Origin of the sequence: Enterobacter sp. T1-1, assembly GCF_000710795.1 — a bacterium.
Lineage (GTDB): Bacteria > Pseudomonadota > Gammaproteobacteria > Enterobacterales > Enterobacteriaceae > Enterobacter > Enterobacter cloacae.
In genome coordinates this window covers 12,361-38,122 of the sequence record NZ_JALW01000071.1, presented here as the reverse complement: position 1 = coordinate 38,122, position 25,762 = coordinate 12,361, and the positions used below count along the sequence as shown (strand labels likewise).

At 53.0% G+C, this 25,762-nt stretch carries 22 protein-coding genes; 4 read left to right on the top strand and 18 right to left on the bottom strand.

Going from position 1 to position 25,762, the window contains the following annotated elements; genetic code table 11:
• The 3 genes from tssC to AK59_RS0120495 all read right to left on the bottom strand — a co-directional run.
• A partial coding sequence (tssC, locus tag AK59_RS0120505; protein ID WP_032618709.1) for a type VI secretion system contractile sheath large subunit occupies positions 1-951 on the bottom strand: 951 nt, incomplete at its 3' end.
• A gap of 35 nt (positions 952-986) precedes the next feature.
• Entirely contained in the window at positions 987-1,478 is a 492-nt protein-coding gene (gene tssB, locus AK59_RS0120500; protein ID WP_013096428.1) for a type VI secretion system contractile sheath small subunit, read from the bottom strand.
• Between the two features lie 583 nt (positions 1,479-2,061).
• Positions 2,062-3,678: a peptide ABC transporter substrate-binding protein gene (locus AK59_RS0120495; RefSeq protein ID WP_029883682.1), complete on the bottom strand. Its 1,617-nt coding sequence runs from the start codon at positions 3,676-3,678 to the stop codon at positions 2,062-2,064.
• 182 nt (positions 3,679-3,860) lie between these two features.
• Between AK59_RS0120495 and mpaA the strand changes: the two genes are divergently transcribed.
• A complete protein-coding gene (gene mpaA, locus AK59_RS0120490) occupies positions 3,861-4,574 on the top strand; it encodes a murein tripeptide amidase MpaA (RefSeq protein WP_013096425.1) in 714 nt (237 codons plus the stop codon).
• Here the strand turns inward: mpaA and ycjG are convergent.
• Positions 4,565-5,530 (bottom strand): L-Ala-D/L-Glu epimerase, encoded by a 966-nt coding sequence (ycjG, locus tag AK59_RS0120485; RefSeq protein WP_029883681.1) that lies wholly within the window; start codon positions 5,528-5,530, stop codon positions 4,565-4,567. The genes mpaA and ycjG overlap by 10 nt on opposite strands.
• A gap of 107 nt (positions 5,531-5,637) precedes the next feature.
• Between ycjG and tpx the strand changes: the two genes are divergently transcribed.
• Both tpx and AK59_RS0120475 read left to right on the top strand, forming a co-directional pair.
• The gene (gene tpx / locus AK59_RS0120480) at positions 5,638-6,144 is read left to right on the top strand and encodes a thiol peroxidase (RefSeq protein WP_029883680.1); all 507 of its coding nucleotides are present in this window, start codon (positions 5,638-5,640) and stop codon (positions 6,142-6,144) included.
• A 319-nt stretch (positions 6,145-6,463) separates the two neighbouring features.
• Complete coding sequence (locus AK59_RS0120475; RefSeq protein ID WP_029883679.1) at positions 6,464-7,672, top strand: aldose 1-epimerase family protein; 1,209 nt, start codon at positions 6,464-6,466, stop codon at positions 7,670-7,672.
• Between the two features lie 37 nt (positions 7,673-7,709).
• Here the strand turns inward: AK59_RS0120475 and tyrR are convergent, their stop codons facing one another.
• The 3 genes from tyrR to AK59_RS0120460 all read right to left on the bottom strand — a co-directional run bounded on the left by tyrR (position 7,710) and on the right by AK59_RS0120460 (position 11,811).
• The gene (gene tyrR, locus AK59_RS0120470) at positions 7,710-9,251 is read right to left on the bottom strand and encodes a transcriptional regulator TyrR (protein ID WP_029883678.1); all 1,542 of its coding nucleotides are present in this window, start codon (positions 9,249-9,251) and stop codon (positions 7,710-7,712) included.
• Between the two features lie 113 nt (positions 9,252-9,364).
• Positions 9,365-10,417 carry a YcjF family protein gene (locus AK59_RS0120465; protein WP_029883677.1) on the bottom strand — a complete coding sequence of 351 codons (1,053 nt, stop codon included), beginning with the start codon at positions 10,415-10,417 and terminating at the stop codon, positions 9,365-9,367.
• Positions 10,414-11,811, bottom strand: coding sequence for a YcjX family protein (locus AK59_RS0120460; protein ID WP_029883676.1), 1,398 nt, complete (start codon positions 11,809-11,811; stop codon positions 10,414-10,416). Before AK59_RS0120460 ends, AK59_RS0120465 begins: the two co-directional genes overlap by 4 nt.
• Before the next feature lie 151 nt (positions 11,812-11,962).
• Here AK59_RS0120460 and AK59_RS0120455 point away from each other — a divergent pair, with 151 nt between their 5' ends.
• The gene (locus tag AK59_RS0120455; RefSeq protein WP_029883675.1) at positions 11,963-12,973 is read left to right on the top strand and encodes a LacI family DNA-binding transcriptional regulator; all 1,011 of its coding nucleotides are present in this window, start codon (positions 11,963-11,965) and stop codon (positions 12,971-12,973) included.
• A gap of 34 nt (positions 12,974-13,007) precedes the next feature.
• Here the strand turns inward: AK59_RS0120455 and AK59_RS0120450 are convergent, their stop codons facing one another.
• The 11 genes from AK59_RS0120450 to AK59_RS0120400 all read right to left on the bottom strand — a co-directional run bounded on the left by AK59_RS0120450 (position 13,008) and on the right by AK59_RS0120400 (position 25,699).
• Positions 13,008-13,922: an OmpG family monomeric porin gene (locus tag AK59_RS0120450; protein WP_029883674.1), complete on the bottom strand. Its 915-nt coding sequence runs from the start codon at positions 13,920-13,922 to the stop codon at positions 13,008-13,010.
• A 66-nt stretch (positions 13,923-13,988) separates the two neighbouring features.
• The gene (locus AK59_RS0120445; RefSeq protein ID WP_029883673.1) at positions 13,989-15,071 is read right to left on the bottom strand and encodes an ABC transporter ATP-binding protein; all 1,083 of its coding nucleotides are present in this window, start codon (positions 15,069-15,071) and stop codon (positions 13,989-13,991) included.
• A 2-nt stretch (positions 15,072-15,073) separates the two neighbouring features.
• Positions 15,074-15,751: a beta-phosphoglucomutase gene (gene pgmB / locus AK59_RS0120440; RefSeq protein ID WP_029883672.1), complete on the bottom strand. Its 678-nt coding sequence runs from the start codon at positions 15,749-15,751 to the stop codon at positions 15,074-15,076.
• A complete protein-coding gene (locus AK59_RS0120435) occupies positions 15,741-18,020 on the bottom strand; it encodes a glycoside hydrolase family 65 protein (protein ID WP_029883671.1) in 2,280 nt (759 codons plus the stop codon). The genes pgmB and AK59_RS0120435 overlap by 11 nt, the downstream gene beginning before the upstream one ends.
• Positions 18,014-19,072, bottom strand: a complete 1,059-nt coding sequence (locus AK59_RS0120430) for a Gfo/Idh/MocA family protein (protein ID WP_029883670.1) — start codon at positions 19,070-19,072, stop codon at positions 18,014-18,016. Before AK59_RS0120430 ends, AK59_RS0120435 begins: the two co-directional genes overlap by 7 nt.
• An 11-nt stretch (positions 19,073-19,083) precedes the next feature.
• Complete coding sequence (locus AK59_RS0120425) at positions 19,084-19,872, bottom strand: sugar phosphate isomerase/epimerase family protein (RefSeq protein ID WP_029883669.1); 789 nt, start codon at positions 19,870-19,872, stop codon at positions 19,084-19,086.
• Positions 19,873-19,890: 18 nt separating this feature from the next.
• Complete coding sequence (locus AK59_RS0120420) at positions 19,891-20,943, bottom strand: zinc-dependent alcohol dehydrogenase (protein WP_013096411.1); 1,053 nt, start codon at positions 20,941-20,943, stop codon at positions 19,891-19,893.
• Positions 20,944-20,971: 28 nt separating this feature from the next.
• A complete protein-coding gene (locus AK59_RS0120415; protein ID WP_013096410.1) occupies positions 20,972-21,814 on the bottom strand; it encodes a carbohydrate ABC transporter permease in 843 nt (280 codons plus the stop codon).
• A complete protein-coding gene (locus AK59_RS0120410; RefSeq protein ID WP_013096409.1) occupies positions 21,801-22,682 on the bottom strand; it encodes a carbohydrate ABC transporter permease in 882 nt (293 codons plus the stop codon). The genes AK59_RS0120415 and AK59_RS0120410 overlap by 14 nt, the downstream gene beginning before the upstream one ends.
• Positions 22,683-22,705: 23 nt before the next feature.
• Positions 22,706-23,998: an ABC transporter substrate-binding protein gene (locus AK59_RS0120405; protein WP_029883668.1), complete on the bottom strand. Its 1,293-nt coding sequence runs from the start codon at positions 23,996-23,998 to the stop codon at positions 22,706-22,708.
• A 15-nt stretch (positions 23,999-24,013) separates the two neighbouring features.
• The gene (locus tag AK59_RS0120400; protein ID WP_029883667.1) at positions 24,014-25,699 is read right to left on the bottom strand and encodes an alpha-amylase family glycosyl hydrolase; all 1,686 of its coding nucleotides are present in this window, start codon (positions 25,697-25,699) and stop codon (positions 24,014-24,016) included.
• Positions 25,700-25,762: the final 63 nt, after the last annotated feature.

Below are 25,762 nucleotides of genomic sequence, written 5' to 3'. Positions count from 1 at the left end.
CCAGCCATTATTGATGAAGCTCTTCACCATGTTGGAGGCGAAGGAGAAAGATGCGCTTGTCCACAGGTATTTTTCGTGGTCCGGACCTTTCACCTGCTCAACATAGTTGAAACTGCGAACCGGAACCGTGTCCGGACCGTAAGGCAGACGCCCCAGCACGCGCGGCATCACCAGGCCGATATAACGGGCATCGTCGGTGTCGCGGAAGGATTTCCATTTGATGTATTCGGCACGGTCAAAGTAGTTACCGATGTCCTTAATCGCGGCCACCTCTTCCATCGATTCCTTGAGGAAGAATTTCGGCCCGACGGCACCGATAAACGGCATATGCGCGGCGGCAGAGACTTTCGAGATATTGCGCAACAGCGCCACGTCCTGCGGACTTGCGTCAAATTCGTACGCTGAAATAACCGAGCCAATCGGCTCGCCGCCCGGGGTGTCGTATTCAGCGGTATAGGTGTGCCAGTACAGGCCGCTCTGGATAAGTTCCGGCGCATCTTCGAAGTCCTGTCGCAGATCCTCTTTTGACACATCCAGAATTTCCGTTTTCACGTTCTGGCGGTAGTCGGTGTTGTCCACCAGTTGCTTCAGTCCACGCCACAGGGATTCCACCTTCTGGAATTCTGCATGATGCATCACCGCATCCAGCTGGCGGCTGATTTGGAAATCCAGCTCCGCGATATGGTGGTCAATCAGGGTTTTATCGAGTTTTTCCACTGGCTGGCCGGATTTGCGGATGCAGTCCATAAATACCTGCATTGCCGCTGTCAGGCGCTCACCTGCCGGAGCATCAGACAGTGCGGCATCGTCCAGAAACGCATTGATATCGCCCAGGCTTGTGGCCGGGGTCAGGTTGATTTTGTCGAACAGGGAGGCGTAGACGCTCTCTTTTTCCAGCACAGTGGTCAGCCCCTGCGCGGAGCCATTTTCAGTATTAACAGACATCAGCATTCTCTCGTTTAATCCATTAAAAGACGCGCCCGTTTTTATTTCGGGGCCAGGGCACTCATTTCGTTACGTAATTCCTGAGACAGCGCCGGGTCCTTAAGAATTTTCTCGAGCTCTTTTCTGAAAGTGGCGTTATCCAGCAGATTGGACTTGAGGTCACGTAATAAATTACGCATCGCCAGCATGGCACGAAGCTGGGGAATTTGTCGGGCCACCTGTTCGGGTTCAAAATCTTTCATATCTGAAAAGCGCAGCGTCACATTCTCTTCCGTACGCTCACCCGCCAGCGTATTCGGAACCGTCATATTGACCTCCGGGTTAAATTCCGAAAGTACACTGTTGAGGTTATTTTTGTTGACGTTAATTTTCTTTCTTTCAGATAATGGTCGGCTCTCTTTACCGTTACTGAAATCACCGACAGTGAGTAATTTAAGGGGTAGCTCAACTTTCTTCTGCGCCCCTCCGGTATGCAATGCAAGTTTTAAATTAATGCGTGCCTTAGGCACTTCGTTCTGGAACGTATCAGCCATAGCAGTCCCTTTCCTTAAGGAATGTTTGTTGAAGTTAACGACGTTTCTGAATAAATCAATATTAGAACAAAACGCTACAATAGATCAACTACCTGGAATCAAAGGCCAAATTAAGACATTCCTTAAGAATTTTACTCTATATAAATAAAATATGGTTTTGCAGCATGCCTTTTCATAAAGAAATATCAACCACAACTCCGAAAATAGTCATCATTAGTGGCTATTTCTGTGAAAAAATGAAGATCCATATCCAAACAAAGCAACGTTATTGATTTAAATCAATACGAGAGAAAATATCTACAGCGCCACCTAATAATATGACCCGCATCAATGTTTACACGCTGCCGCAAGACGCGACCCCCATTAAAAAGTCCAATAATGGACAGTTTTTTTAACGAAATGCAATATATTCAAAATATGAATATTTCTCTTAATTAAAAAAAAGAGCAATACCCAGCGCTGTAAAACACAGTATCAATACAGCGCCGTTTTCACGATCTACAATGAACAGAAAAAGCGCTGGCACGTGATATCGGGCCAGCGCAGTATCAGGAGGGGAAATAAATTAGCGGACTCGCGTTTTTCAATGCTTCACAATATACATCGTGCGGCTATACGCCACATCTTCAGGGTTATTGATCGGATATCCCTTCACCCAGGGTTTAATCAGACGTCCGTTGGTGTACTGGTAGATCGGCGCAATTGGCGCTTTTTCCGTGAGGATCTTCTCCGCCCGGTTGTAATCCGCATTACGGGCTTCGGCGGTGGTTTCAAGCGTCGCCTGATTGATGATCTTATCGTAAGCCGGGTCGTTAAAACGGGAGATATTGCCGCTGTGGGTTGATGTCAGCAGCGACAGGAAGGTCGATGGCTCGTTGTAGTCCCCGACCCAGGACGCGCGGATCACATCAAAATTCCCTGTGTTTCGGCTATCGATATAGGTTTTCCACTCCTGGTTTTGCAGTTTGACGTCTACCCCCAAGTTCTTCTTCCACATCGAAGCCACCGCAATCGCGATTTTCTGATGGTTCTCTGAAGTGTTATACAACAGGGTCAGCTTCAGTGGACGCTGAGGACCATACCCCGCCGCCTGCAGCAAGGTTTTGGCCTGCGCGTTTAACTCCTGCTGCGACATCTGCTCAAACGGTGATGTCTCTGGCGTGAAACCTGCCGTCACATCAGGCGTGAAATGCCAGGCTGGTTTTTCTCCCGTACCTAACACTTTCTCCGCCATAATCCGGCGATCGATGGTCATACTCAGCGCCAGACGCACGCGGGAATCGGCGGTCGGGCCCTTTTGCGTGTTAAATGCATAGTAATACGTTCCCAGCTGCGGCGGCGTGTATACCTGTCCAGGAATATCCTTGAGCAATTTCTGGTACAGGTTTTTCGGGAACGACTCGGTGATATCAATATCACCTGCCAGGTAGCGTTTGGTGGCGGAAGACTCCTGGTTGATCGGAATAAACGTCACTTTTTGAAGAACAGTTTTCGCGTTATCCCAGTAGTGGGTATTCGGCACAACGACCAGCTTCTCATTCACCACACGATCTTTCAGCACATAGGCACCATTGCCCACCAGGGATCCCGGACGCGTCCACTCTTTACCGCTTTCGACGTTTGCTTTCTGAACCGGATAGAACGCGAAGTTTGCCGTCAGGTTGCTAAACCACGGCAGCGGTTTATCGAGCTGAACGCGTAACGTTCTGGCATCCACCGCCGTTACCCCCAGCGTATCGGGCGCCGCTTTGCCATCAATAATCGCCTGAGCGTTGTTAATGCCTGCCAGAGCAGCAAACCAGGCAAACGGCGAGGTGGTTTTCGGGTCAACCAGACGCTGCCAGCTGTAGACAAAATCCTGCGCCGTGACCGGCGTGCCGTCAGACCATTTTGCATCATCACGCAGGGTAAATGTCCAGATGCGGTTATCGTTACTCTGCCAGCGCGTCGCCACGCCCGGCGTCAACTCCCCTTTCTCATTCTGATTAACCAGGCCTTCAAACAGATCGCGAATCACCTGAATCTCGGGTAGCCCCACGGCCTTGGCCGGGTCCAGTGACGCGGGTTCGTCTTTGATGTGTCTGACCAGTTCCTGTTTTTGCGCCAGCACCGTCCCCTTTGGCACATCAGCAGCGTAAGAAAATGACGATAGCCCGCAAAGGCACAGTGCAGAAAAAAGCAGCGAAACAGGATGCTTCATGAGATCCCCTTTAGAAATCGGTAATACGCGAATGCGTAATTATTTGTTTCGAAACGGCGAAATGCAAATACCTTAAGCCGGAAAGGTGATATCTGGCAATCTTCGTTCTTCGATGAAACTATTTGATTAAACGTGGGTTTTGCACAACACTGCCAGTAAGCACTTCTTTATCAGGATTTCCTATGGCAGTTACCCGACCAAGAACGGAACGTGGCGCTTTCCCGCCAGGCACCGAACATTATGGCCAGTCTTTCTTAGGTGCACCGCTAATCTGGTTTCCCGCACCGGATGCCGATCGTCATAGCGGCCTGATTATTGCGGGAACGCACGGCGATGAGAACTCCTCGATCGTCACCCTCTCCTGCGCGTTACGCACCCTTGCACCGACACTACGCCGGCATCATGTGATCCTGACCGTCAACCCGGATGGCTGTCAGCTTGGGCTGCGGGCGAATGCGAGAGGGATAGACTTAAACCGCAACTTCCCGGCGGCCAACTGGCGCGCCGGTGAAACGGTATACCGCTGGAACAGCTCGGCTGAAGAGCGTGACGTGGTGTTACTGACGGGAGAAAAACCCGGCTCAGAGCCAGAAACACAGGCACTCTGCCAGTTAATCCACAAGATCCACCCCGCGTGGGTTGTCTCATTTCACGATCCGCTGGCCTGTATTGAAGATCCCCGCCACTCCGCGCTGGGGCAGTGGCTTGCCGATGCCTTTGCCCTGCCTCTGGTCAGCAGCGTCGGCTATGAAACCCCGGGGTCATTTGGTAGCTGGTGCGCCGATCTGGATTTGCATTGCATCACCGCTGAATTCCCCCCAATATCTTCCGACGAAGCCAGCGAAAAATACCTGAAAGCGATGGTAGATCTTCTGCGCTGGCAGCCTCAAAGATGAAGCACTCCGCTGGTGAAGGTGAGCGCAGGCGAAACGTCAACCGCCAGCCAGGTCGGGCCATCGAGATCGGCAAACCGGACCTGATTCACCAGCGGTAGCGCCGCATTAATCGCCCGGGAAGTACAGAGCATGCATCCCAGCATCAACGCAAACCCCTTCGCCTGTGCCTGCGACGCCAGCGCCAGCGCCTCGGTCAGCCCACCGGTTTTATCGAGTTTGATATTCACTATCTCATAGCAGCCCGCTAAACCGTCGAGACTCTCGCGGGTATGGCAGCTTTCATCGGCGCAGATCGGCAATGGGTGGATAAAGTTCTTCAATGCCGCATCATCCTGTACGGGAAGCGGTTGCTCCAGCATAGCCACACCCAGATCGGCCAGCAGCTGGCAGCGCGCGGCCAGCCCTTCCGGGTGCCATGACTCGTTGGCGTCGACAATCAGCGTTGCGTCCGGCACCGCCGCGCGAATGGCGACCATGCGTTCACTGATCAAGCGATCGTCGAGTTTCACCTTCAGCAGCGTGGCGCCAGCCTCAAAGAGCGCTTTTGCGCTGGCAGCCATCTGCTCCGGCTCGCCAATCACCACCGTTTGCGCGGTAACCACTTTCTCCGGAAGCGTCACGCCAACCAGCGACGGTAAGGATATCTGCTGCTTCGCCGCCTCAAGACTCCACAGCGCACAGTCAATTGCATTACGGGCCGCCCCGGCAGGTAAACGCTGCTGTAACGCCTCACGCGTCAACCCGGTTTGCAGGTCAGGTACCAGGGTCATAATTTGCGCCATCACCGAGGCAAGGCTTTCTCCGTAGCGAGGATAAGGCGTGCATTCACCAACCCCTTTAACCCCTTCTTCTTCTATTTCGACCACCACCACGCAGGCTTCACTGCGGCTGCCACGGGAGATCACAAACGGGGTATGCAATGGCCAGGCTTCTTCATAGACCTTAACGCTTCTCATCACTGACTCCTTGCAGCCCGGTAAGGCGAAAAAATTGGTTTGCCGTGTTATCCGCTGATGGCATACACTAGCCTCGACGTTAACTATATGTAAACAGGAAGATATCTATGTCACAACTCGTTCATTTCCAGGGCAACCCGGTTGCTGTAGCAGGTTCCATTCCTCAGGCTGGCAGCAAAGCGCAGGCTTTTACTCTGGTGGCTAAAGATCTGTCTGACGTCACACTGAGCCAGTTTGCTGGCAAACGCAAAGTACTGAACATTTTCCCAAGCATTGATACCGGCGTCTGTGCCGCATCCGTGCGCAAATTCAACCAGCTGGCCACTGAAATGGACAACACCGTGGTGCTGTGCGTTTCAGCAGACCTGCCATTCGCGCAGTCCCGTTTCTGCGGTGCTGAAGGTCTGAGCAACGTCATTACCCTTTCAACTCTGCGCAGCCCGGATTTCCTGGAAAAATACGGCGTTGGCATTGCTGAAGGCCCACTGAAAGGCCTGGCGGCGCGTGCCGTGCTGGTAATCGATGAAAACGATAACGTCGTGTTCAGCGAACTGGTCAACGAAATCACCACCGAACCTGACTACACCGCTGCGCTGGGATCACTGAAAGCCTGATTATTTACAGGCATTTTATAAAGCTTAGCAATGTAATGAAATAAAAGGTTTATTTAAGGATAGACCTTGCGTTCCAAACCTCGCCGATGCGGGGTTTTTTATTGCCTCAATAGCTGAATCGTTAAAGCAAAAACGTTCTAAAATCACATATATCATGAAATAAAAACGTTCCATTCTCACCATAACGAGATCGCTAACACATAATAAAGGTTTAAAAACCGCAATTTCTCCGCCAGTGAAGCCCGTCACATTTCCCTTCTCGCCTAAACATTAGATTTGCTTACGTGATAAAAAATCGTTTCAGCAAAAGGGATTAAATATGAAGATTAAACTGGCTTTTACGGTTCTTGCGGTACTGATATCTGGACATGCCGCCGCTAAAACCTGGGTGCTGACAAGCGCTGAAAGCGGCGTGGAGAAAGGAAACTGGAAAATTTCCAGCGATGAGCTGAAGTTTAAGGGACAGCCTTTCAGCATCGAGCAAAAAGTTCTGCATGGTGGCAAGCAGGAAGGCAGCAAGGTAATCGTTGTCAGCAGCAAAAATGGTCTGACAATTACCCTCAGCCCGACGCGTGGGATGAATCTATTGCATGTCGAAGGCTTTGGTACCCGAATGGGGTGGGATTCTCCTGTCAAAGAGGTGGTGAATCCGGCCTATATCAATCTGGAGAGTCGAAACGGACTTGGCTGGCTGGAAGGTTTCAACGAAATGATGGTTCGTTGCGGCTATGAATGGACAGGCCACCCGGTCACGGCTGACGGGCAGATTTATACCCTGCACGGCAAGGCGGGAAATACGCCTGCGTCGCAGGTGGAAGTCGATGTTGCTGATGCCGCACCGCATGAAATTCGCATTCGCGGATTAATCAAAGAGAGCACGTTTAAAAAAGCAGATCTGCAGACGATGACCGAACTGCGTTACGTACCGGGCAGCAACCAGTTCAGCCTGCATGATGTTCTGACTAACCATGCTGATTATCCTCATGATTATCAGATTATCTATCACAGCAACTTTGGTACCCCAATCCTCGAAGAAGGTGCCCGCTTCCTTGTGCCGGCTGCCAGCATTGGTCCTTTCAATGACTATGCCAAAGCGGGTCTGGATAACTGGCAAACCTACGCTGGCCCCACTCAGGGCTTTGATGAAATGGTCTTCAATATCAAACCGCTTGCGGATAATAATCATGAAACCCTGGCGGCAGTGGTCAATAAAGCGGGAGACAAAGGTGCGTCAATTCAGTTCGACACGCGGCAGTTGCCTGTCCTGACCTTATGGAAAAATACCGATACGCTCAAACAGGGCTATGTCACGGGTATTGAGCCGGGTACCAGCTACGCCTATCCCGTTACCATTGAACGCGAGCAGAAACGCGTTAAGCAGCTACAACCTGGCGCCAGCACGCAGTTCGACCTGACCTATACCCTGCTTCACAGCAAGGAACAGGTGAAAGAGGTTGAACAGAAAATTGCGGGGATTCAGGGAGAGACAAAAGTCGAGGTAGTTACCACGCCTCTGGCGAAAGAGTAAGTGCAAAAAAAAAGCCTCTTTACAGAGGCTTTTATCGTTATTCGTCACCCTTCTTGTGGTTGAGTCCATATTCACGAAGCTTATTCGCAATCGCGGTATGGGATACCCCCAGGCGTTTTGCCAGCTTACGCGTGCTTGGGTAGCTGCGATAAAGCTGTGTCAGCACGGAACGCTCGAAACGGCTCGTAATATCATCCAGCGAGCCTTCCATCGCCTCTTCGCCCACCGATACCGTTCCGGCATCGTAATCCGGTAACAGGATATCCTGTGGACGCAACTCGTACCCTTCCAGCTGCGTCAGCGCACGATAAACGGCGTTTTTCAGCTGACGAATATTTCCCGGCCAGCCGTAGCGCGTCAGCACCGTACCCAGATCGGCTGACAGTTTCGGACGCGGAACCCCCTGCTCGTCGGCGAAGCGTGCCACAAACAGCTCCGTCAGCGGAATGATATCTTGTGGACAATCGCGCAGCGGCGGAATGTTTAGCGTCAACACGTTCAGTCGATAGTAGAGATCTTCCCGGAACATCCCTTTCTGTACCAGCTCAACGAGGTTTTTCTGGGTGGCACAAATCACGCGCACATCCACGTGAATTTCGTGATCCTCCCCTACGCGACGGAAGGTCCCATCGTTCAGGAAGCGCAGCAGTTTGGCCTGCATGCGCGGCGACATTTCGCCAATTTCGTCCAGCAGCACGGAACCGCCGTTCGCCTGCTCGAAGAAGCCTTTTTTGCCTTCCGGGGCGTGGCCAAACAGCTCGCTTTCGACGGCATCCTCAGGAATAGAGGCACAGTTCAGCGCCAGATACGGTTTTGCCGCGCGTGGGCTGGCAAGATGCACGGCGTGGGCCAGCAGATCCTTCCCGGTCCCGGTATCGCCGGTAATCAGCAGTGGCGCGGTCAGGCTGGCGAGCTTACGGGCCTGATCGACCACATGACGCATTTTCGGGCTGACGGCAATGATCTGGCTGAACGCTCCCACATCCTGGCTGGAGAGATTTTGCAACTGACGGCCCATCCGCACGGTAGAGCGCAGCATGATAACGGCCCCGGTCAGAACGCGAGTGTCGTTCTCTCCTTTCAGGTACACCGGCGTAATCTCCATCAGGAAATTCTGCCCGTTGATCACCACATGCTCGCTATGCGTATTTTGCGGGTTGCTGTCCAGCCAGCGCTGGAAATTAAACCCCGGGATCAGCTGCGCGGCATGGTGATGAGTGAGCTTGTCCTGGCTCTGGGCGAACAGCTGGCAGCTCGCATGGTTTACCCGCTCAACTTTGCTTTTCAAATCCAGTGACAGGAAAGGCTCTGGCATGGCTTCAAGCAAGGCGCTCAATGCGAGGTGCTCGCGCTCAGACGGCATCCAGGGAATGGTGCGTACATCCGTAACGCCAGCGATACGGCGGATTTCAGCCATCAGGCTGCTAAAAGTATTAAATTCAATTTCGGCAAAATTGAGGTAAATTCGCCCGACAGGATCAATCTCAATGCCACGTAAGTCAATGCTACGTAAAACAAGGAGATCGAGTAACTCGCGGGTCAGACCGAGACGGTCTTCACAGAAGACTTCAAGACGCATGGGAAATTCACCGTTTTAAGCCAATAACCTTAAAATGATATGTCAGAACACGGTGATGCGGAAGATGGCTGTCAAGAAAGATTGACAGCCAGCACGATAAGTAAACAAACCGGTTACTGAACCGGTTTTTTATTGAGCGTCTCTTTGAGCTGCCCAATCAATTCACGACGAAAATCGCCCAGGCGCGGTGTATCTCCGTCGAGCCATGGCAGTGGTCGGCAGACTTCCATCGCTTTAATGCCCAGACGTGCGGTTAACAACCCTGCCCCAATTCCCTGCGCGGCACGCGCTGAGAGACGGGCCGCCAGATCCTGCGACATCCAGTCCATGCCGACTTCGCGCACCAGCTCACTGGCACCTGCAAAGGCGATGTTCAGCAACACCAGCTTAAAGAGCCGCAGCCGGCTGTAGTAGCCAAGCTCAATACCGTAAAGACTGGCGATACGGTTTATCAGGCGCAGGTTACGCCAGGCGATGAACGCCATATCCACCAGCGACAGCGGACTGACCGCGATCATCAGCGTTGATTCCGCCGCAGAGCGGCTAATCTCGCGCCGCGCCTGAGCATCCAGCACAGGCTGCACCATATGCGAGTAGAGCGTCACCACCTCCCGGTCATTTTGCGTTTCGTGAATGGCGGCATACCAGCGCTGCAGTGCCGGGTGCGACTGGTCAATCCCCGCCTGCGCCGCCAGCTTTTCGCAGAATGCCCGACCCTTTCCGGTACCGTGGCTGTGCAGCAGATCGCGTGCTTCATCCCGTTCATGCGCACGCTGCCTCAGACGCCACAGTCGACGCCACTCGGTGACAACCGCCCCTACGCCTGCCCCCACGATCAACGCCCCCGCAGCACAACCGCCCAGCGCCACCCAGTCCTGGGTTTGCCAGGCGTTGATACCCCATTGCACGCCTTGTCCCACCACGCTTACGCCGAAGAGCGCCAGCCCGGCCGTGGCCATCTTACGCCACAGGCTACGTTTCGGACGTAAAGCAGCCTCAACGACCGCTTCCGCCTGGCCCTCCTCAACGGACGGCTCGTCAGTCAGGGCCGGCGCAAAATGTTCTGCCTGCTCGCCGCTGAACGTCTGCGCCGTTTTAAAGGCCTCCTGCTGCGCCTGCTCAAGCGTCCCGGTAAAGTCAATGCGGGGTTTTAACGGTTCCGTCATCGCAATTTATCTCCAATCAAAAACTCCAGCGCCGCATCCAGACGAATGTGCGGTAATGGCTGATCGACGGTCACGACCTGTGGGCGGAAGGCTTCAAACTGGAAGCCCTGACTCTGCCAGAATGCCTGCCCCGGAAGGCGTGCGGGCACCTCGCCCGGATACACGGTCAGCGGTTCGCCGTCGCTGAGGCGATTCCCCCGCAGGGCCGGGATTTTCTCGCCGTTAAGATCAATCAGCCCACTTTGCGTCGCCTGTACGGAAGCCAGCCCAAGACAATCCATGCTGATCCCTTCGAACGCCGCATTTTGCCAGGCGTCCTGCACCAGTTGCTGTAACAGCGACACCATGTTGGCATGCTGATCAACCGTTACGTGATCGGCTTTGGTGGCCGCAAACAGCAGTTTGTCGATCACCGGGGAAAAGAGGCGGCGAAACAGCGTACGCTGTCCGTAGTGAAAACTTTGCATCAGTTGCGTCAGCGCCAGGCGCATATCGTTGAAAGCCTGCGGCCCGCTGTTGAGTGGTTGCAGGCAGTCCACCAGTACAATCTGACGATCGAAACGTAAAAAGTGGTTTTTATAAAAACCTTTCACCACTTTTTCACAGTAGTAGTTGTAGCGCTCGCGCAGCATCCCGGCGTTGGTGTGCTTGTCTGCCTGCGCCAGCTTTGCCTCTCCCACGCCATCCACGTCGGGCCACGGGAAGAACTGCAGCGCAGGCGCACCCGCCAGGTCGCCCGGCAAAACAAACCGTCCTGGCTGGATGAAGTGCAGCCCTTCCTGTTTGCACTGATGTAGATAATCCGTCCAGGCTTCGGCAATCGCCGCCAGGCGGTTCTCATCTGCGGGTGCCAGCGGATCTAATCCTGCGCATAACTGCCGCCATTTTGCCGACCACTCCGCGCGGTGACCCTGTAACAAACCGGTCATTTGTCGCGACCAGCTGAGATAATCCTGCGCCAGCATGGGTAAATCGAGCAGCCATTCGCCCGGGTAATCCACAATCTCCAGATAGAGCGTGGAGGTATCCTTGAAGTGGCGCATCAATGATTCATTGGAACGAAAACGCAGCGCGAGACGGATTTCGCTCACCCCTCTCGTGGGTGTCGGCCACGCGGGTGGGTCACCGTAAAGCTGTGCCAGCCCTTCATCATAGGTAAAGCGAGGGATACCGAAATCGCGCTGAGGAACGCGCTTAACGCCCAGCAGACGCTCTTCCCGCACCGCGCTGAGCAGCGGCAGGCGTGCCCCGGCATGCAGGTTCAGCAGCTGGTTAACCATCGCCGTGATAAACGCCGTTTTGCCACTGCGGCTAAGCCCGGTGACCGCCAGACGCAAATGGCGATCGACGCCGCGGTTCACCAGAGAGTTGAGTTCGTTTTTAAGTCGCTTCATCGCCGTCCTTCGTCGCTGGAAGCCTGGAATGACTTGCTTCAGAATACAGTAAATGGGGGCAGATCGTTGATTATCAATTCATAATTATTGCTATTGCCGTTTTTTCTCCAGTAAGATGAACGACATTGCCGTCCCGGAGTGAGTAAGGTGTATGTCACCCACCATCTATGATATTGCGCGCGTTGCTGGTGTTTCTAAATCAACCGTGTCCAGAGTGTTGAATAAACAAACCAATATTTCTCCTGAAGCGCGGGAGAAAGTGCTGAAGGCGATTGAAGAGCTAAATTATCAACCAAATAAACTTGCCCGCGCTCTGACCTCATCTGGCTTTGACGCCATTATGGTGATTTCCACCCGCTCAACAAAAACCACTGCCGGCAATCCTTTTTTCTCCGACGTATTGCACGCCATAACCGCCAAGGCGGAAAAGGAAGGGTTTGATGTTATTTTGCAAACGTCAAAGAGCAGTGAAGATGACCTGCTAAAATGCGAAAGCAAAATAAAGCAGAAAATGATTAAAGGGGTCATTATGCTGAGTTCCCCCGCCAATGAATCCTTTTTCTCACGGCTCGATATGTACGGTGTGCCGGTGGTCGTAATCGGTAAAGTTGAAGGCGACTTTCAGAATATTTACTCCGTCGATACCGACAATTTTCATGACAGCGAGATGCTGACCGACACGTTTATTAAAAACGGGCGGAAAAAAATTGCCTGTCTGCATGCGCCACTCGATTATCACGTGTCTATTGATCGTCTCGCGGGTTATAAAGCCAGCCTGGAAAAGGCGAATATTGCTGTTAACCCGGACTGGATCATTGATGGCGGTTATACCCATGAGAGCGCACTTTCAGCGGCCATTACGTTGTTGTCTTCTTCCACCCCACCGGATGCGGTATTCGCCACCGACAGCATGAAATTGCTGAGTCTTTATCGCGCTGCGGATGAGTTAAATTTGATGCTACCTGAGCAGGTTGCCGTGGCGGGTTACAGCGATCCGATGCTCTCCCTGATTCTGACGCCTGCGCCAGCTGGATTTGATATTCCCACGCGCAAGCTGGGCGAAGAGAGCTGCGACCTGCTTTTCAGGCGTATCTCCGGTAAACCCGCCCCGCATAAGATGCTAATTGAGACCCACTTTTCGTTCGCTGATTCTCTTCGCTAAAACCAGGGGCTGATAGCCCCTGGTGAATAGCCGATCAGAAGGTGTAATTCACGCCCACGCCCGCATAGTGGAATCGATCGCTTTCGCCTTCATCGTGGTTTTCCCATTCATAGGCATACTCCAGCGTCATTGAAAGACCGTTATTGAAATCGTAGGCATAAAGCAGGCCCAGACGGTTGAAATCATGCCCTTCACGCTCAGGATCGTCTTGCCAGTCCCAGTTTGACCAGCGGTCGAGCCCCAGGCGGGTATACGGCGTCAGCGTGGTATTGCCTAATGAAATGGGTAAATAGGCGCGGATCTCCTGCGTTGAAAACTCACCGTTATTACGTGAACTGTCCATATTAAAACCGCGCTCTAAATAGTAATTCACTTTTGCCGCGAAGGTTTCATTAATGGTCCAGGTAAAGCCCGTTTCTGTTTCAACGCGACTGTCGGCATAACCCGTTTTTTCCAGGTCGTTGGCAAACTGATACATGGCAAACCAGCCGCCGAAACGCCAGTCATCGCTTAACTTAATATCCCAGTCTGGTTGTATTTTGTAGCGCTGCATATTCGCGCTACCGTCTTTCGCGCCGTGTTCATCTTTGAAATGATAACCGTAATTACGGAAGCCGCCGGTCAGGCCGAGGGTAAAATCATCGGTTCCAATAAAACGATAGCGCAGCTCGAATTCGGGACGATCAAAATAGGTCCCGCGGGTCATACTGCTGTAATCAACGGGGCCTTCCTGATACATGGCAAGGGAAATCGTCCACGCATCCCATGTGGCGTTAAACCACACGGAGGGTTCATATAATCCGTCTTTATCATCCCCCTGACCTTCGACGTTTTCAATTTCATACATAGCACCTATATTAAAATTCCAGTGTGGTGCCGGTTCTGAGGCGTGTGCGTAGCTAACCCCTGCGCATAGAATAAGCGCAGCACTTCTTAGTAGAGTACTCATTAAAATATTCCTTTATAATGGACAAACAAAAAAACCGGAAATTAATATTTCCGGCGAACATTTTTATTATCTGATTGCCGCTTCTGTTTCCGCGTCAAAAAAATGACACTTATTCATATCGAACTGAATGCCGATATTATCCCCTGCAGCATAATCAGTGGCAGCCCCTGCCCGGACGACCAGTTCGTGGCCCCCGACGGTGGCATACAGCATAAATTCAGCACCGGTCAGTTCGGCAACGCTGATTTTGGCGGCAATCGCCTCACCGCTGGCTTGCGAGGTGAAAATATCCTCCGGTCTGATGCCAAAGACCACGGCTTTACGTTGATATCCCTGAGCGTTAAGTACCGAGAGCATATCTTCAGGGATCTCCAGACGCAGCGTTTCCGTCACGAAGTAGCGTTCATTGATCGCCCCCCGAATAAAGTTCATTGCTGGCGAACCAATGAAACCTGCCACAAACATATTTGCCGGTTCGTTATAGACCTGCTTCGGCGCGCCCACCTGCTGAATGTATCCATCTTTCAGGATCACAATGCGGGTTGCCATCGTCATGGCTTCGGTCTGATCATGCGTCACATAAATCATGGTGGTATTCAGCTTTTGATGCAGCTTGCTGATTTCGGCACGCATTTGAACACGCAGTTTGGCGTCAAGGTTTGAGAGCGGTTCATCCATCAGGAAGACGCCCGCTTCACGCACAATCGCCCTGCCTAACGCCACGCGCTGGCGTTGGCCACCCGACAACGCACCGGGCTTACGCTTGAGGTAATCGCGCAGCCCAAGAATCTGAGCGGCCCAGTTAACGCGCTCTTCAATGACGGCAGGCGCGATCTTCTGCATCTTCAGCCCAAATGCCATGTTGTCGTACACCGTCATATGGGGATACAGCGCATAGTTCTGAAAGACCATCGCAATATCACGGGACTTGGCCGGGACATCATTCATACGCACGCCGTCAATCACCAGCTCACCGGCGCTGATCTCCTCCAGCCCGGCAATCATGCGCAGCGTCGTCGATTTACCGCAGCCCGATGGCCCGACGAAAACGATAAATTCTTTATCCTCAATGTCGAGGTTGAAATCTTTGACCACATGGACCTGGTTGTCATAGATTTTTTGGATATGTTTTAGCGATAGTTGCGCCATTCTTAATTCCTTATCAGTACCGTCCGGGAAGCCCAGAAATCTGTCAGGCATTTCCAGGTCAGCTCCCGCGTTGAATGAAGTTGAAGTCCCGCATGGTTGAGGCCTGCCCCTATTCCCACCGACAACATCCCTGCGGCGTTGATCGCCTCAACGCCGGAGGCGGCATCCTCAATCCCGATGGCCTCCTCCGGGAGGACGTTAAGACCCGCGCAGGCGGCAAGGAAGATTTCCGGGTCCGGTTTGGAGCGGGCAATACGGGACGCATCGGCACAGAAATCAAACGCCCTGTGGATCCCCAGCGCCTGCAAAATGCCGGGAGCGTTGAGTGAAACAGACGCCAGCCCAATTTTGACGTTTGCCGCGCGTATGTCGGCCAGCACCTCACGAATGCCCGGGAGCAGTGACGCTTGCGTAAGCGAAGCCAGCGACTGGACATAGAGCGCATTTTTTTTACGCGCAAGCGCCAGGCGCTGCTGTTCATCGAACGCGTCTTCTTTGCCACCGTGACGCAGGATCCGCTGCAGGGAGTCCATGCGACTAATCCCTTTCAGCGTTTCATTGAAGGCCTCATCAATGGTGATCCCGACCTCCTTCGCGACAGCGCGCCAGGCCAGGAAGTGCAGATGAGCGGTGTCGGTGATCACCCCATCCAGATCGAATACAACGGCATTAAGGTTCATCTCTCCCCTCCGTGGTAGCGGTCCCAGTAACAGACGTAAGAAAATCCTTGCAGGACAAGACCTGCCGTCCCGAAAGCTGGAGGGTTTTACCCCAGAGCGTTAGCGTGACGGGAGCAGAACTGGTCACCGTAAGTGCCTCTTTCGTCACGATGAAGTGCAGCTGCGCATTCTGCCAACGCAGCGGAAACGCCAGCCTTTGCCAGTGCGCAGGCATCCTGGGTGCCAGATGTAACTCCCCGTCCACGATCTGCAGCCCGGCAAATCCCTGAATAACACCTGACCAGATCGCACCCGTTGCGGCAGCATGAATACCGTCATCACTGCTGTGCGGATCGTCGCCCAGATCGATGGCAATGCCATCACGCCAGAAGGCGTAAGCCCCTTCTGTATCACCACAGCGCGCGTTCACAATGCCGTGGATGGCTTTGCTCAGAGACGAGTCATGAATTGTGCGCGGCTCATAGAATGCCAGGTTGGCCGCGCACTGCTGCGGCGTAAAGCGTTCCGGCAACAGGTAATTAAGCATTACCACGTCGGCCTGTTTGAGGATCTGCATCTCGTTAACTTCAGCGCGCGAGTAATCCAGCAGAATGGTCTGCTTGCCCGCTTTGGCTTTATAGCGGCTCAGATCGATCGCCGGTTTGGACATGAAGGTGTCATCCTGCGGTATGACCCCGTCGGCGTTAGCCTCGGGCAGCCATAAGCGCGCCAGGAACCGTTGCGCATTTTCCGTAAAACGCGCATCTTCACGCTCAAACATCGACATAAACCGGCAGGCACTGGCGACGTTGTGCCACGCCAGATAGTTGGTGTAGGCGTTGTTATTCACGTGCTCCGTGTATTCATCCGGCCCGATCACGTCATGGATCTCCAGACGGTCGCCAACTTCCGTCGCGCGTCCCATCCAGAACAACGCGGTTTCCATGAGCAGCGTCAGGCCTTCATTGCGCATAAAGGCATCATCGTGCGTTGCCTGCCAGTAGGCGACAACGGCCCACGCGATATCCGCCACGATATGATGTTCAGCCAGCGCGGAGGCTACTTTCTGACGTACGCCCGTGCGGATGTTGATCGCTGCGAATTCCGGCGTCTCTTCCTGACCGCTCGCGGCACTCTCCCAGGGGAACAAGGCACCTGGCCAGCCGTTCCGGCGTGCTTTTTCCCGCGCCCCCGGCAGGTTAAGCCAGCGGTAGCGCAGCAGACGCCGGGCAACATCTGGTCGGGTAAAGAGATGGAAAGGCAGCAGGAAAATTTCGGTGTCCCAGAACACGTGGCCTTTATAGCCCTCCCCGGTCAGGCCCTTGGCCGCAATACTGCTCCGTTCATCATGGGCAGGCGTCATGGCCGTGAGGTGCCAGACCGCGTAATCCAGCGCCAGCTGATCCTGATGTTCGGTCGACATGACGTCCACCCGGCAGTCATGCCAGATCTTTTTCCAGGCGCACGCCGCGCTTTCGAGTAACGCGGCATACCCTCTTGTCGCGCAGGTTTTGAGCTCAGCCAGAGCATTGCGGGCAAACGTGTCCTGTGAAAGCGCTTTATCGCTGCGATGCGTCACCCAGACCAGCTTCTCAAGCGTGACAGTGTCACCCTGAGCGACCTTTACGGCGTGATGAACCGTGATACGCCGGTTTTTCGCGGTAAAGCAGCTGTCGCTGGTGGTTGAGAGACGACAGCATGCCGAGATCACCACATCCGCAGCACGATCCTGCGTTTCATACACGCCCTGCATGTAGTGCTGGTCAAAGACTCTGACCGAGATTTCATCCAGATGCTGACGGCCGCTGTTGGTTTGCGTCGCATCAATCCCCGTGCTCAGCATAACGTCTGATGAGGCATCCAGCGGAGTGACGGAGAGCTGCATTGCCACCAACGGCAGTTGATCCAGTGACACAAAACGGCGGCTTTCCACACGGTAGCGCTTTCCGTCTGCCGAGCGCCACACTACGCGACGACGCAGTTCACCATTGGCAAAATCCAGCTCCCGCTGCCAGTCAATAATCTCCCCTGACAGCAAGGTGAAATTGATGCCGTCCAGTTCGATATCCATGCCGATGATGTCAGGCACGTTGATCAGTTCGTTGGTCTCGTTACGACCTGCACGATGATAAAGCCCGGCAAGATACATTCCCCGGGTCTGCTGCGTGTAGTTTTCCTCATGCGCCGCACGTATGCCCATATAGCCGTTGCCGCAGGCCATGATTGACGCGTATTTATTGAGGCTGTGAGGGCAAAAACCCGGATCGTTTAATACAGACAGGTTCAGCATAACGTTACGCTTTCCCCTTTTTCTGCCGCCTCGTACAGTGCGGCGACCAGTTGCTGGATCACCAGCCCTTGTTCGGCATCGGCAATCATAACCGGCTCTCCCATGACATGACGGACAAACGCATCCATGCTGCGTAAATGCCGCTGATCGTCTGCCTCTTCGCGCAAGGTTAGGGTCTGCAAAACTCCGCCTTCATCGGTGTAAATGTGGGCCGGGAACAGCGTTGCCCCCGCTTTTTCACCGCAAAAGGCGACATTCATGATGGACTGCTCGCGGATATTGAGGGCAAAGGAGGTATCCAGACGCAGAATGCCGCCATTGCAAAATTCAATCGTCCCGAACAGGGCATCTTCAACGGTAAACTGTGCAGGATCCCATTCACCAAACTGGCCACTGTTTTTGCGGTTTCCCAGTTTTTGAAAGCTGTGCGCCGTCACGCGTTTTACCGCCGGGAAACCCAGTACATACATCGCGGCATCGAGCATATGGATCCCAATATCAATCAGCGGCCCGCCCCCCTGCAGTGCTTTATTGGTGAAAACGCCCCAGCCGGGAACGCCGCAGCGGCGCAATGCCTGCGCCGTAGTGAAGTAGATTTCGCCCAATGTCCCGTTCATTACCGCCTCACGCAGCAGTTGCGTATCACGTGCAAAGCGGTGGTGAAAATCATAGGCCAGCACTTTTCCCGCCGTTCGGGCCGCCACACGCATCCGGTCGGCTTCATGTGGCGTCATGGCCGGGGGTTTTTCGCACATTACATGGCAACCGGCTTCCAGGGCTGCCATCGCATGTTCAAAATGAAAACGGTTGGGCGAACAGACGCTCACCACATCCGGTTTGACCGCCTGCAGCATTTCATTCACGTCCTGCCATGCCGACGGAATGGCATGGCGTTCAGCAAACGCCTGAGCCTGTTCAGGATGGCTGTCCATGACAGCCACCATCTGAACATCACTGCGCGTGGAGTAATACGAGGCATGCACTTTGTCCGCGACCTGCCCGGCACCAATAATGGCGACACGCAGGGGCGAAGGTGTTAAAGCACTCATCACGCTGGTCATCCTTAGCATTCACGCAGGTAAGTGAGAGAATCCTGATAGGCCTTCGCAGGATCGTCAGCGCGAACGCGGCACTCGTAAACAACATAACCCTGATAACAATCGGCACGCAGCTGGTCGAACAGAGCGGCAAAATCAAGAGAGCCGCTTCCCGGCTGATAACGATGGTTATCGGCAATATGCACATGGCCCAGCAGGTCGCGGTTCTGGTGCAACGCTTCCGTCAGCGAGTCTTCTTCAATATTCATATGATAGAAATCGCCGATAATCTGCACATGTTTCAGCCCATTCTCTTCGATGTAGCGACGTGCATCCGCGAGGGTGTTGATCATGTGATCCTGATAGCGGTTCAGCGGCTCCAGGTAAACGGTGGTGCCGGTGCGCGCCGCCACCTCGTCCAGTTGGCGCAGCGAGGCGCTCACCGCCTTGCGGTCTCCTTCAAGGCTACGCGGCGATGTCATCGGCGGCAGGCGGAAGGTAAACATCCCCCAGGCGGCAGGAACAACGATTCCTTTTCCGCCCACCTCTGCTAACGCTTCAAGGATGCGTTCGATCTGCGTTAATCCGTTCAGGCGACGCTCTTCGATGAAGTCACCAATCCAGCCATCGTACCCGCCGCAGGCCGTGGTAACCGGCAGCCCTGTAGCCTTAATGGCCGCTTTAACCTCTTCAAGGTTCTCCACCAGCAGCTTGCCGTCTATCTCATACCCATCAAAGCCCATGGCCTTGATGTATTGAAATTTTTCCAGGATATTGGTCGGGAAAAAGGCCTGGTTTTGCGTTGCGATTTTCATTTTCATGCTCTCCTTAGCTCAGAACGTGACGCCCATTTTGATACTCAGTTCAGGATGCTGATCGACATACGTCATGTAGCTCTCAGCGCTGGTGGTAAACGTTACGACCGGGTCGATTAAATCTTCACAATTGAGATAGCCGTTCATCAGCAATTCCCAGCAGGTCTCTTCAATACGCTTACGGTTCCAGCGTGGGTAATCAGGATTTGGCTCACTGCAGGCGCGGGAGAAGACAATTTTCGCATTATTGAAATGCGCTTCGCGCCCCAGGTTAAAGCCTTCCGCGAACGGTTTCGCAAAGGCCACGTATGAGATGGTGCCGCCGTACGCGAGTCCGCGCAGCGCAGACTGCAGCGCATCAGCAAAGCCGCTGGTTTCGATAATCACATCCGCGCCCTGCTTGCCGGTCAGTTTTTTGATTTCCAGACCAACATCCGTGCCAATCGGATCCAGACAGTGGTCTGCCCCATGGCGACGGGCAATGTCGCAGCGGTGCGCGATAGGGTCGACACCGATAACGATTGACGCACCGGCTTTCTTTGCCAGCTGGATGGCAATCTGACCAATCGCGCCAAGCCCAACGACGACGACAAAATCCCCTACCCGCACATTGGCGTCACGTACGCCGCTCATTGCAAATTGTGCCGGGTCGTAGCAGACCGCATTTTTCCAGGAGGCGCCCTGAGGCATTTTGCGCAGTTTGTAGTTATTGACGGCATTCACAATGACCGTTTCCTGTAGCGGTCCATAACAGCAAACGCGGTCTCCGACACGGTATTCCGTTACGTCAGCGCCACACTCAATGATGTCCCCGACGATCATGTTCCCGAGCTGGAATTTGCCAAACTCGATCCCGCGAGCCGCCCCCTCTTCACGCGGCGTAAACAGCTGCCAGTCAGGGTTAAACTCTTCATCGATAAACGGACTCGCCGCCCTGAAATCCACCACTTCGGTGCCGTGTTTCGGTGCGCCAAAGCGGGCGCGAATTTTCACTTCATGAACGGCAACGGGACGGTCTTCATATTCGACCAGCGCAGCCACACGCGGCGCTGTCGCAACTAACTTCTTCATTACTCACTCCTTGTTAAAATTGGCCGCCTCAGCCCTTAACGCCACCGGCGGTCAAACCACTTTTAATAAAACGTTCAGACAGCGCATACATGATGACCACCGGCAGTGCCGTCACCAGCGATGCCGCCATCATGCGTCCCCAGATGTAATCTGGCGTACTGAAAAGCGTGTTCAGCCCGACCGGCAAGGTGAAGTTGCTGGCGCTGGACAGGAAAATGGAGGCAAACAGATAGTCGTTCCACGCCACCATGAAGCAGTAGACAAAAACCGACACCAGGCCCGAAATCGCCAACGGAACGGTAATGCGAAAGATGATTTGCAGGCGGTTAAGGCCATCCATCATCGCGGCTTCTTCTATTTCGTCCGGGATGGTGTCGAAATAGCTGCGCAGCATAAACACCGCCGTGGGTAATGTCTGAGTCACCATGGTGATAATCAGCGCCAGTTCGGTGTCATAGATGCCGAGCGCGGTGATGATTTTGAACAGCGGCACCACCAGCAGAATCCCTGAAAACATGTAGACGGTGTAGAAGCTGGCGTTGATCGTCGTGCGCCCTTTAAAACGCAGTTTGGATAAGGCGTAAGCCCCCAGCGTGCCGAGAAACACGGCAACAATCGACGAGGTCAGTGACACCACCATGCTGTTACGGAAGTAATCCACAAACGGGAAAATCAGCGGGTTAAAGATGTCGATGTAATGCTGTAACGTCCACTCCTGCGGCAGAATGGTCGGATGCAGCGATATCGCCTCTCTGGCGCTTTTAAAGGAGGTCATCAGCATCACGAAAAATGGGAACAGCGTGATAATCAGGAACGCCGCGAGCCCCAGGTAAAAGCCAATACGACCCAGTACGCGTTTATTTGTTGCCATTGAGATTTACCCTTTTTCTGGTCAGCAGAATGACGGCGAAAATGATCACAAACAGCACCACTGAGATAGCCGCAGCTTTACCCAAATCGTTAAAGGCAAACGCCGTTTTGTAGAGATAGACGCCCAAAATATCGACTTTGGTAGTCAGCAGGTACACGTCCGCAAACATGTAAAACATCCAGATGGTTCGCAGCGTGATAACCGTGGCCAGCACCGGCATAATCGCGGGCAGCGTGACGATGCGAAAACGTTGCCAGCCATTCGCGCCATCCATTTCTGCGGCTTCGTATAACGATTTATCAATCGTTTGTAAGATCGCGAGAAACGAGATAAACGCATACGGGAAGTAGCGCCAGATGGCGAATAGCACCACCAGCACAAAGCTGCTGCCGGGGTTGTCGAACCACAGCGGTGCCTGGTCATACAGATGCAGCAGGTCTACCCCCAGATAGTTCACGATGCCGTAGCCGTTGTTGAACATGTATTTCCAGGCAAACACCAGTGAAATAGACGGCGTGACGTAAGATAAAATCACCAGCGAACGCGCCGTTTTGCGCAGCCGAAACTCCCGGTTAAAGAAGATGGCGACAGCCAGCCCTAGCCCCGTGCTACCTATCACCACCAGGGCCGTATACCAGAAGGTCATCCACAGGGAGTGCCAGAACGCTGCATCACTCAAAATACGGATGTAGTTATCCAGCCCAACAAACACCGCGCTAATGCGCGGGTTGAGCGGCAAGCGTAAGAAACTGATTTCAATGTTGGAAATCATTGGCCAGGCCACAAGGCCCCCCAGCAAAATCAGGCTGGGGGCCAACAGCAGCATGGCGAAAGGCATATCTGAACGACCAGAAAACAACGTCTTCATAATTTCCTTCCGCAGAAGCGCTCCTATCGTTGTGAAACCAGGTCAGTCAGGCGTTTCTGGCTGTTGCTTAACGTGGTGTTGAGGTCTTGCTGACCTACAGTCACGTTATGCACCATCGAACTGATGATGCCGGAACCTGTCACGTCGCCCATGCGGGTAAAGTTTTTGTCGCCCACGGCCCCAAATACCTGCACATTCGGGAACTGTGCGATCAGCTCATAAGGCAGTTGACCAAAGGCTTTGATGACCTCGTTGTTTTTCCAGCTCTCGGTATCCACCACCAGTTTGTTCACCGGTAACGCCGCCCCCGGAGACATCATGACCCAGTCCGAGGCGTTTTGAGCCTGCTCCATCCAGGTCACAAATTTCTCAGCGGCTTTGGTTTCTTCTTCAGTCTGACCGGTCGTGATCGTCAGCGACGTCACCATGCCGTAAACCGCAGACGATTTTTCCGTTGGAACCACGAAGCCCAGGTTGGCAGGATCCCCTTCTTTAAACACGGCAGGCAGAATGTAGGTGGAGTAAACCGCCATTGGCGCGGAACCGTTCATGAACGCGTCTTTGATCTCCATGACGTCGTTCGAGCCTGGCATCGTGTTCTTCGCCAGTTCTTTATAAAACGCCAGCGCGTTTAACATTTCAGGCGTATCGATCTGGATGTTGCCCTGCGCGTCGAAGACGTTTGCCCCACCTGAAAGGGCAAACTGGGAGAAGGCCTGCTCGGTCATGACGCTTTCAGCGGTAGGAAGCGCGATACCGTAGTGTTTCTTAGCCGGGTCGTTGAGCATCTGACTGGCTTTCAGCAGTTGTTGCCAGTTATGCGGCTCTTTAATACCCGCCGCGGCGAGAACATCTTTGTGGTACCAGACGCCTGACAGCCAGGCGCTAATTGGCACCCCCGTCCACGCGGTGCCGTCTTCCGTGCGAACAACACGGAGAATACCGTCATAAAATGTCTTTTCACCGACGGCTTTAATGGCTTCGCCAATTGCGTCACGGACCAGCAACTGCTCTTTATCCATCACTTTTGCATAGTCATGGCTGACCTCAATCACCTCCGGCAGTGCGCCCGTCCGCGCGAGGGTAATGACCTTGGTGTTGTATGCATCCTCTTCCACCGGCACCTGTTTCACCGTAATGGAGGGATTCTCTTTCTCGAATTTCTCAATCAGTTTCGTGATGACGGCCTGACGCTCCTGCTCCACCGACGAATGCATAAACTCGATGGTCACAGAAGATTGTGTGTCGTCCTTGCAGCCTGATAACAGGGCGCACGAAACCAGTGCTGAAATCAGCACAATTCTCGGCATTTTCATTGTTAAGGTCCTTTTTTAGTTTTCTTTAATCCACATAACCTGCCATGGATTTAGGGTCAACGTCGTATCGTTAATATTGTCCCCGGTTATTAAATCTTTTCCTGCCTGACTATTTGAAGGGACGTGCTGAATAGCATTACTGAAATTAAAGAGTGCTGTAATTCGCTCGCCGTTATCGGCAATGCGAACTATTTTCAAAACATGCTCCCCGGATGTTTCAAAGCGCGCCTGACTGTCCGGGTGGAACGCTTTTTCCTGACGGCGTAACGAAATTAACGCACTCAATCCAGAATAAACTTTATGACGAAGGCTATTAATATCGTCGAGTTTACGATCAATTTCACCGGACTGATATTTCTTTCGGTTTATTGCTCTATTATACCCTAACCGCTCCACACCCTCATAATCATTACGGGAGCCAATAATACTCTGAATATAGATTGCAGGCACACCCGGGAAACTCAACAGAACGGCATGAGCCAGAATAAAACGGGCGATGCGCAGAGTATCTTCATCCTTCTTAGCACTTAATGCATCCAGATAGGTTACATTGATCTCATACGGGCTGCGCGTACCGTCAGGGTTATTTTTCCAGTTAACCAGCGCGCCTTCCTGCTGGAGTGTTTCTACCAGCGACAGAATTTCCGATTCCGGTAAAATTCCGCGTAACGGATTAAGTCCAATCCCGTCATGCGAGGCCAAAAAGTTAAACCAGGTGGTTTGCTTTGACGGCAGTTCCAGCGATGTGGCCCACTGACAAAGTGCCCGTACATCCTGACGATGAACGGCATGCAGAACCAGTGGTGGCAAGGAGAACTGATACACCATCTGGGCTTCATTCTTGCCGTCACCAAAGTAAGAAACGTTGTCTTTATGCGGGACATTGGTCTCAGTGATGATCACCGTACCCGGTGCCACAGCGTCCGTAATGGCGCGGAAGACCTGAATCAAACGGTGCGTTTGTTCAAGATGGATGCAGCTTGTTCCGGGGATCTTCCACATAAAACCGACCGCATCAAGGCGGATATAGCGCGCTCCTTCCATCAGGTAATGGAGAAGCACATCCACCATTGCAATCAACACCTCAGGAGAGGCGAAATTGAGGTCAATCTGATCATCGCTGAAGGTCGTCCACAGATGCCGAACGCTTCCGTCATCAAGTGTAAAAGGTGTCAGGAGAGGCAATGCGCGAGGCCGTGTCACAGCAGATAAATCAGTTTGCGGATCCACGGAAATAAAGAAATCTTCATAGCCCGGTTTTTGCGCAAGATAATGAGCGAACCATTGGCTTTTCGCAGACATATGGTTGCAAACAAAATCGAACATTAAACTGGCATATTGTTTTAATTCGGCAACGTCTTGCCATGTTCCCGTTTCAGGCGAAACGTCATGGTAATCGATAACGGAAAAACCATCATCAGAGGACCACGGGTAAAAAGGTAAAAGATGCACATGAGAAAATGAACGAGAAAGCCATCTGTTATAAAAACGGGTAAATACAGGCAGCGCTTTCTCCCCTTTATTGTAGAACTGATCGGCATAGGTTATCAGGACGATATCTTTTTCATCCCAACCGGCTTTACGCTTTTCGGTAATAACAGCAGCAGCTCTGGAAATTTTCCCTGACAGTGTTTCACGGTGCGCCTCAGAAAACGATTCGCCGTAAACAAGATTGATTAAATTTTTAATTTTATCGTTCACTTTACTTTTCCATGGTAGCGGTCCCACGAAACGCAATCTACTCCCATGAAAAATATCTGTCAA

Coding starts and splice junctions, on each gene's coding strand:
- AK59_RS0120465 (WP_029883677.1), bottom strand. CDS start 10,417: ATGACGGAACCGTTAAAACCCCGCATTGACTTTACCGGGACGCTTGAG.
- AK59_RS0120425 (WP_029883669.1), bottom strand. CDS start 19,872: ATGAAAATCGCAACGCAAAACCAGGCCTTTTTCCCGACCAATATCCTG.
- AK59_RS0120410 (WP_013096409.1), bottom strand. CDS start 22,682: ATGAAGACGTTGTTTTCTGGTCGTTCAGATATGCCTTTCGCCATGCTG.
- pgmB (WP_029883672.1), bottom strand. CDS start 15,751: ATGAACCTTAATGCCGTTGTATTCGATCTGGATGGGGTGATCACCGAC.
- AK59_RS0120475 (WP_029883679.1), top strand. CDS start 6,464: ATGAAGATTAAACTGGCTTTTACGGTTCTTGCGGTACTGATATCTGGA.
- ycjG (WP_029883681.1), bottom strand. CDS start 5,530: ATGAGAAGCGTTAAGGTCTATGAAGAAGCCTGGCCATTGCATACCCCG.
- mpaA (WP_013096425.1), top strand. CDS start 3,861: ATGGCAGTTACCCGACCAAGAACGGAACGTGGCGCTTTCCCGCCAGGC.
- tyrR (WP_029883678.1), bottom strand. CDS start 9,251: ATGCGTCTTGAAGTCTTCTGTGAAGACCGTCTCGGTCTGACCCGCGAG.
- tssB (WP_013096428.1), bottom strand. CDS start 1,478: ATGGCTGATACGTTCCAGAACGAAGTGCCTAAGGCACGCATTAATTTA.
- AK59_RS0120455 (WP_029883675.1), top strand. CDS start 11,963: ATGTCACCCACCATCTATGATATTGCGCGCGTTGCTGGTGTTTCTAAA.
- AK59_RS0120445 (WP_029883673.1), bottom strand. CDS start 15,071: ATGGCGCAACTATCGCTAAAACATATCCAAAAAATCTATGACAACCAG.
- AK59_RS0120450 (WP_029883674.1), bottom strand. CDS start 13,922: ATGAGTACTCTACTAAGAAGTGCTGCGCTTATTCTATGCGCAGGGGTT.
- AK59_RS0120420 (WP_013096411.1), bottom strand. CDS start 20,943: ATGAAGAAGTTAGTTGCGACAGCGCCGCGTGTGGCTGCGCTGGTCGAA.
- tpx (WP_029883680.1), top strand. CDS start 5,638: ATGTCACAACTCGTTCATTTCCAGGGCAACCCGGTTGCTGTAGCAGGT.
- AK59_RS0120435 (WP_029883671.1), bottom strand. CDS start 18,020: ATGCTGAACCTGTCTGTATTAAACGATCCGGGTTTTTGCCCTCACAGC.
- AK59_RS0120405 (WP_029883668.1), bottom strand. CDS start 23,998: ATGAAAATGCCGAGAATTGTGCTGATTTCAGCACTGGTTTCGTGCGCC.
- AK59_RS0120415 (WP_013096410.1), bottom strand. CDS start 21,814: ATGGCAACAAATAAACGCGTACTGGGTCGTATTGGCTTTTACCTGGGG.
- AK59_RS0120460 (WP_029883676.1), bottom strand. CDS start 11,811: ATGAAGCGACTTAAAAACGAACTCAACTCTCTGGTGAACCGCGGCGTC.
- AK59_RS0120495 (WP_029883682.1), bottom strand. CDS start 3,678: ATGAAGCATCCTGTTTCGCTGCTTTTTTCTGCACTGTGCCTTTGCGGG.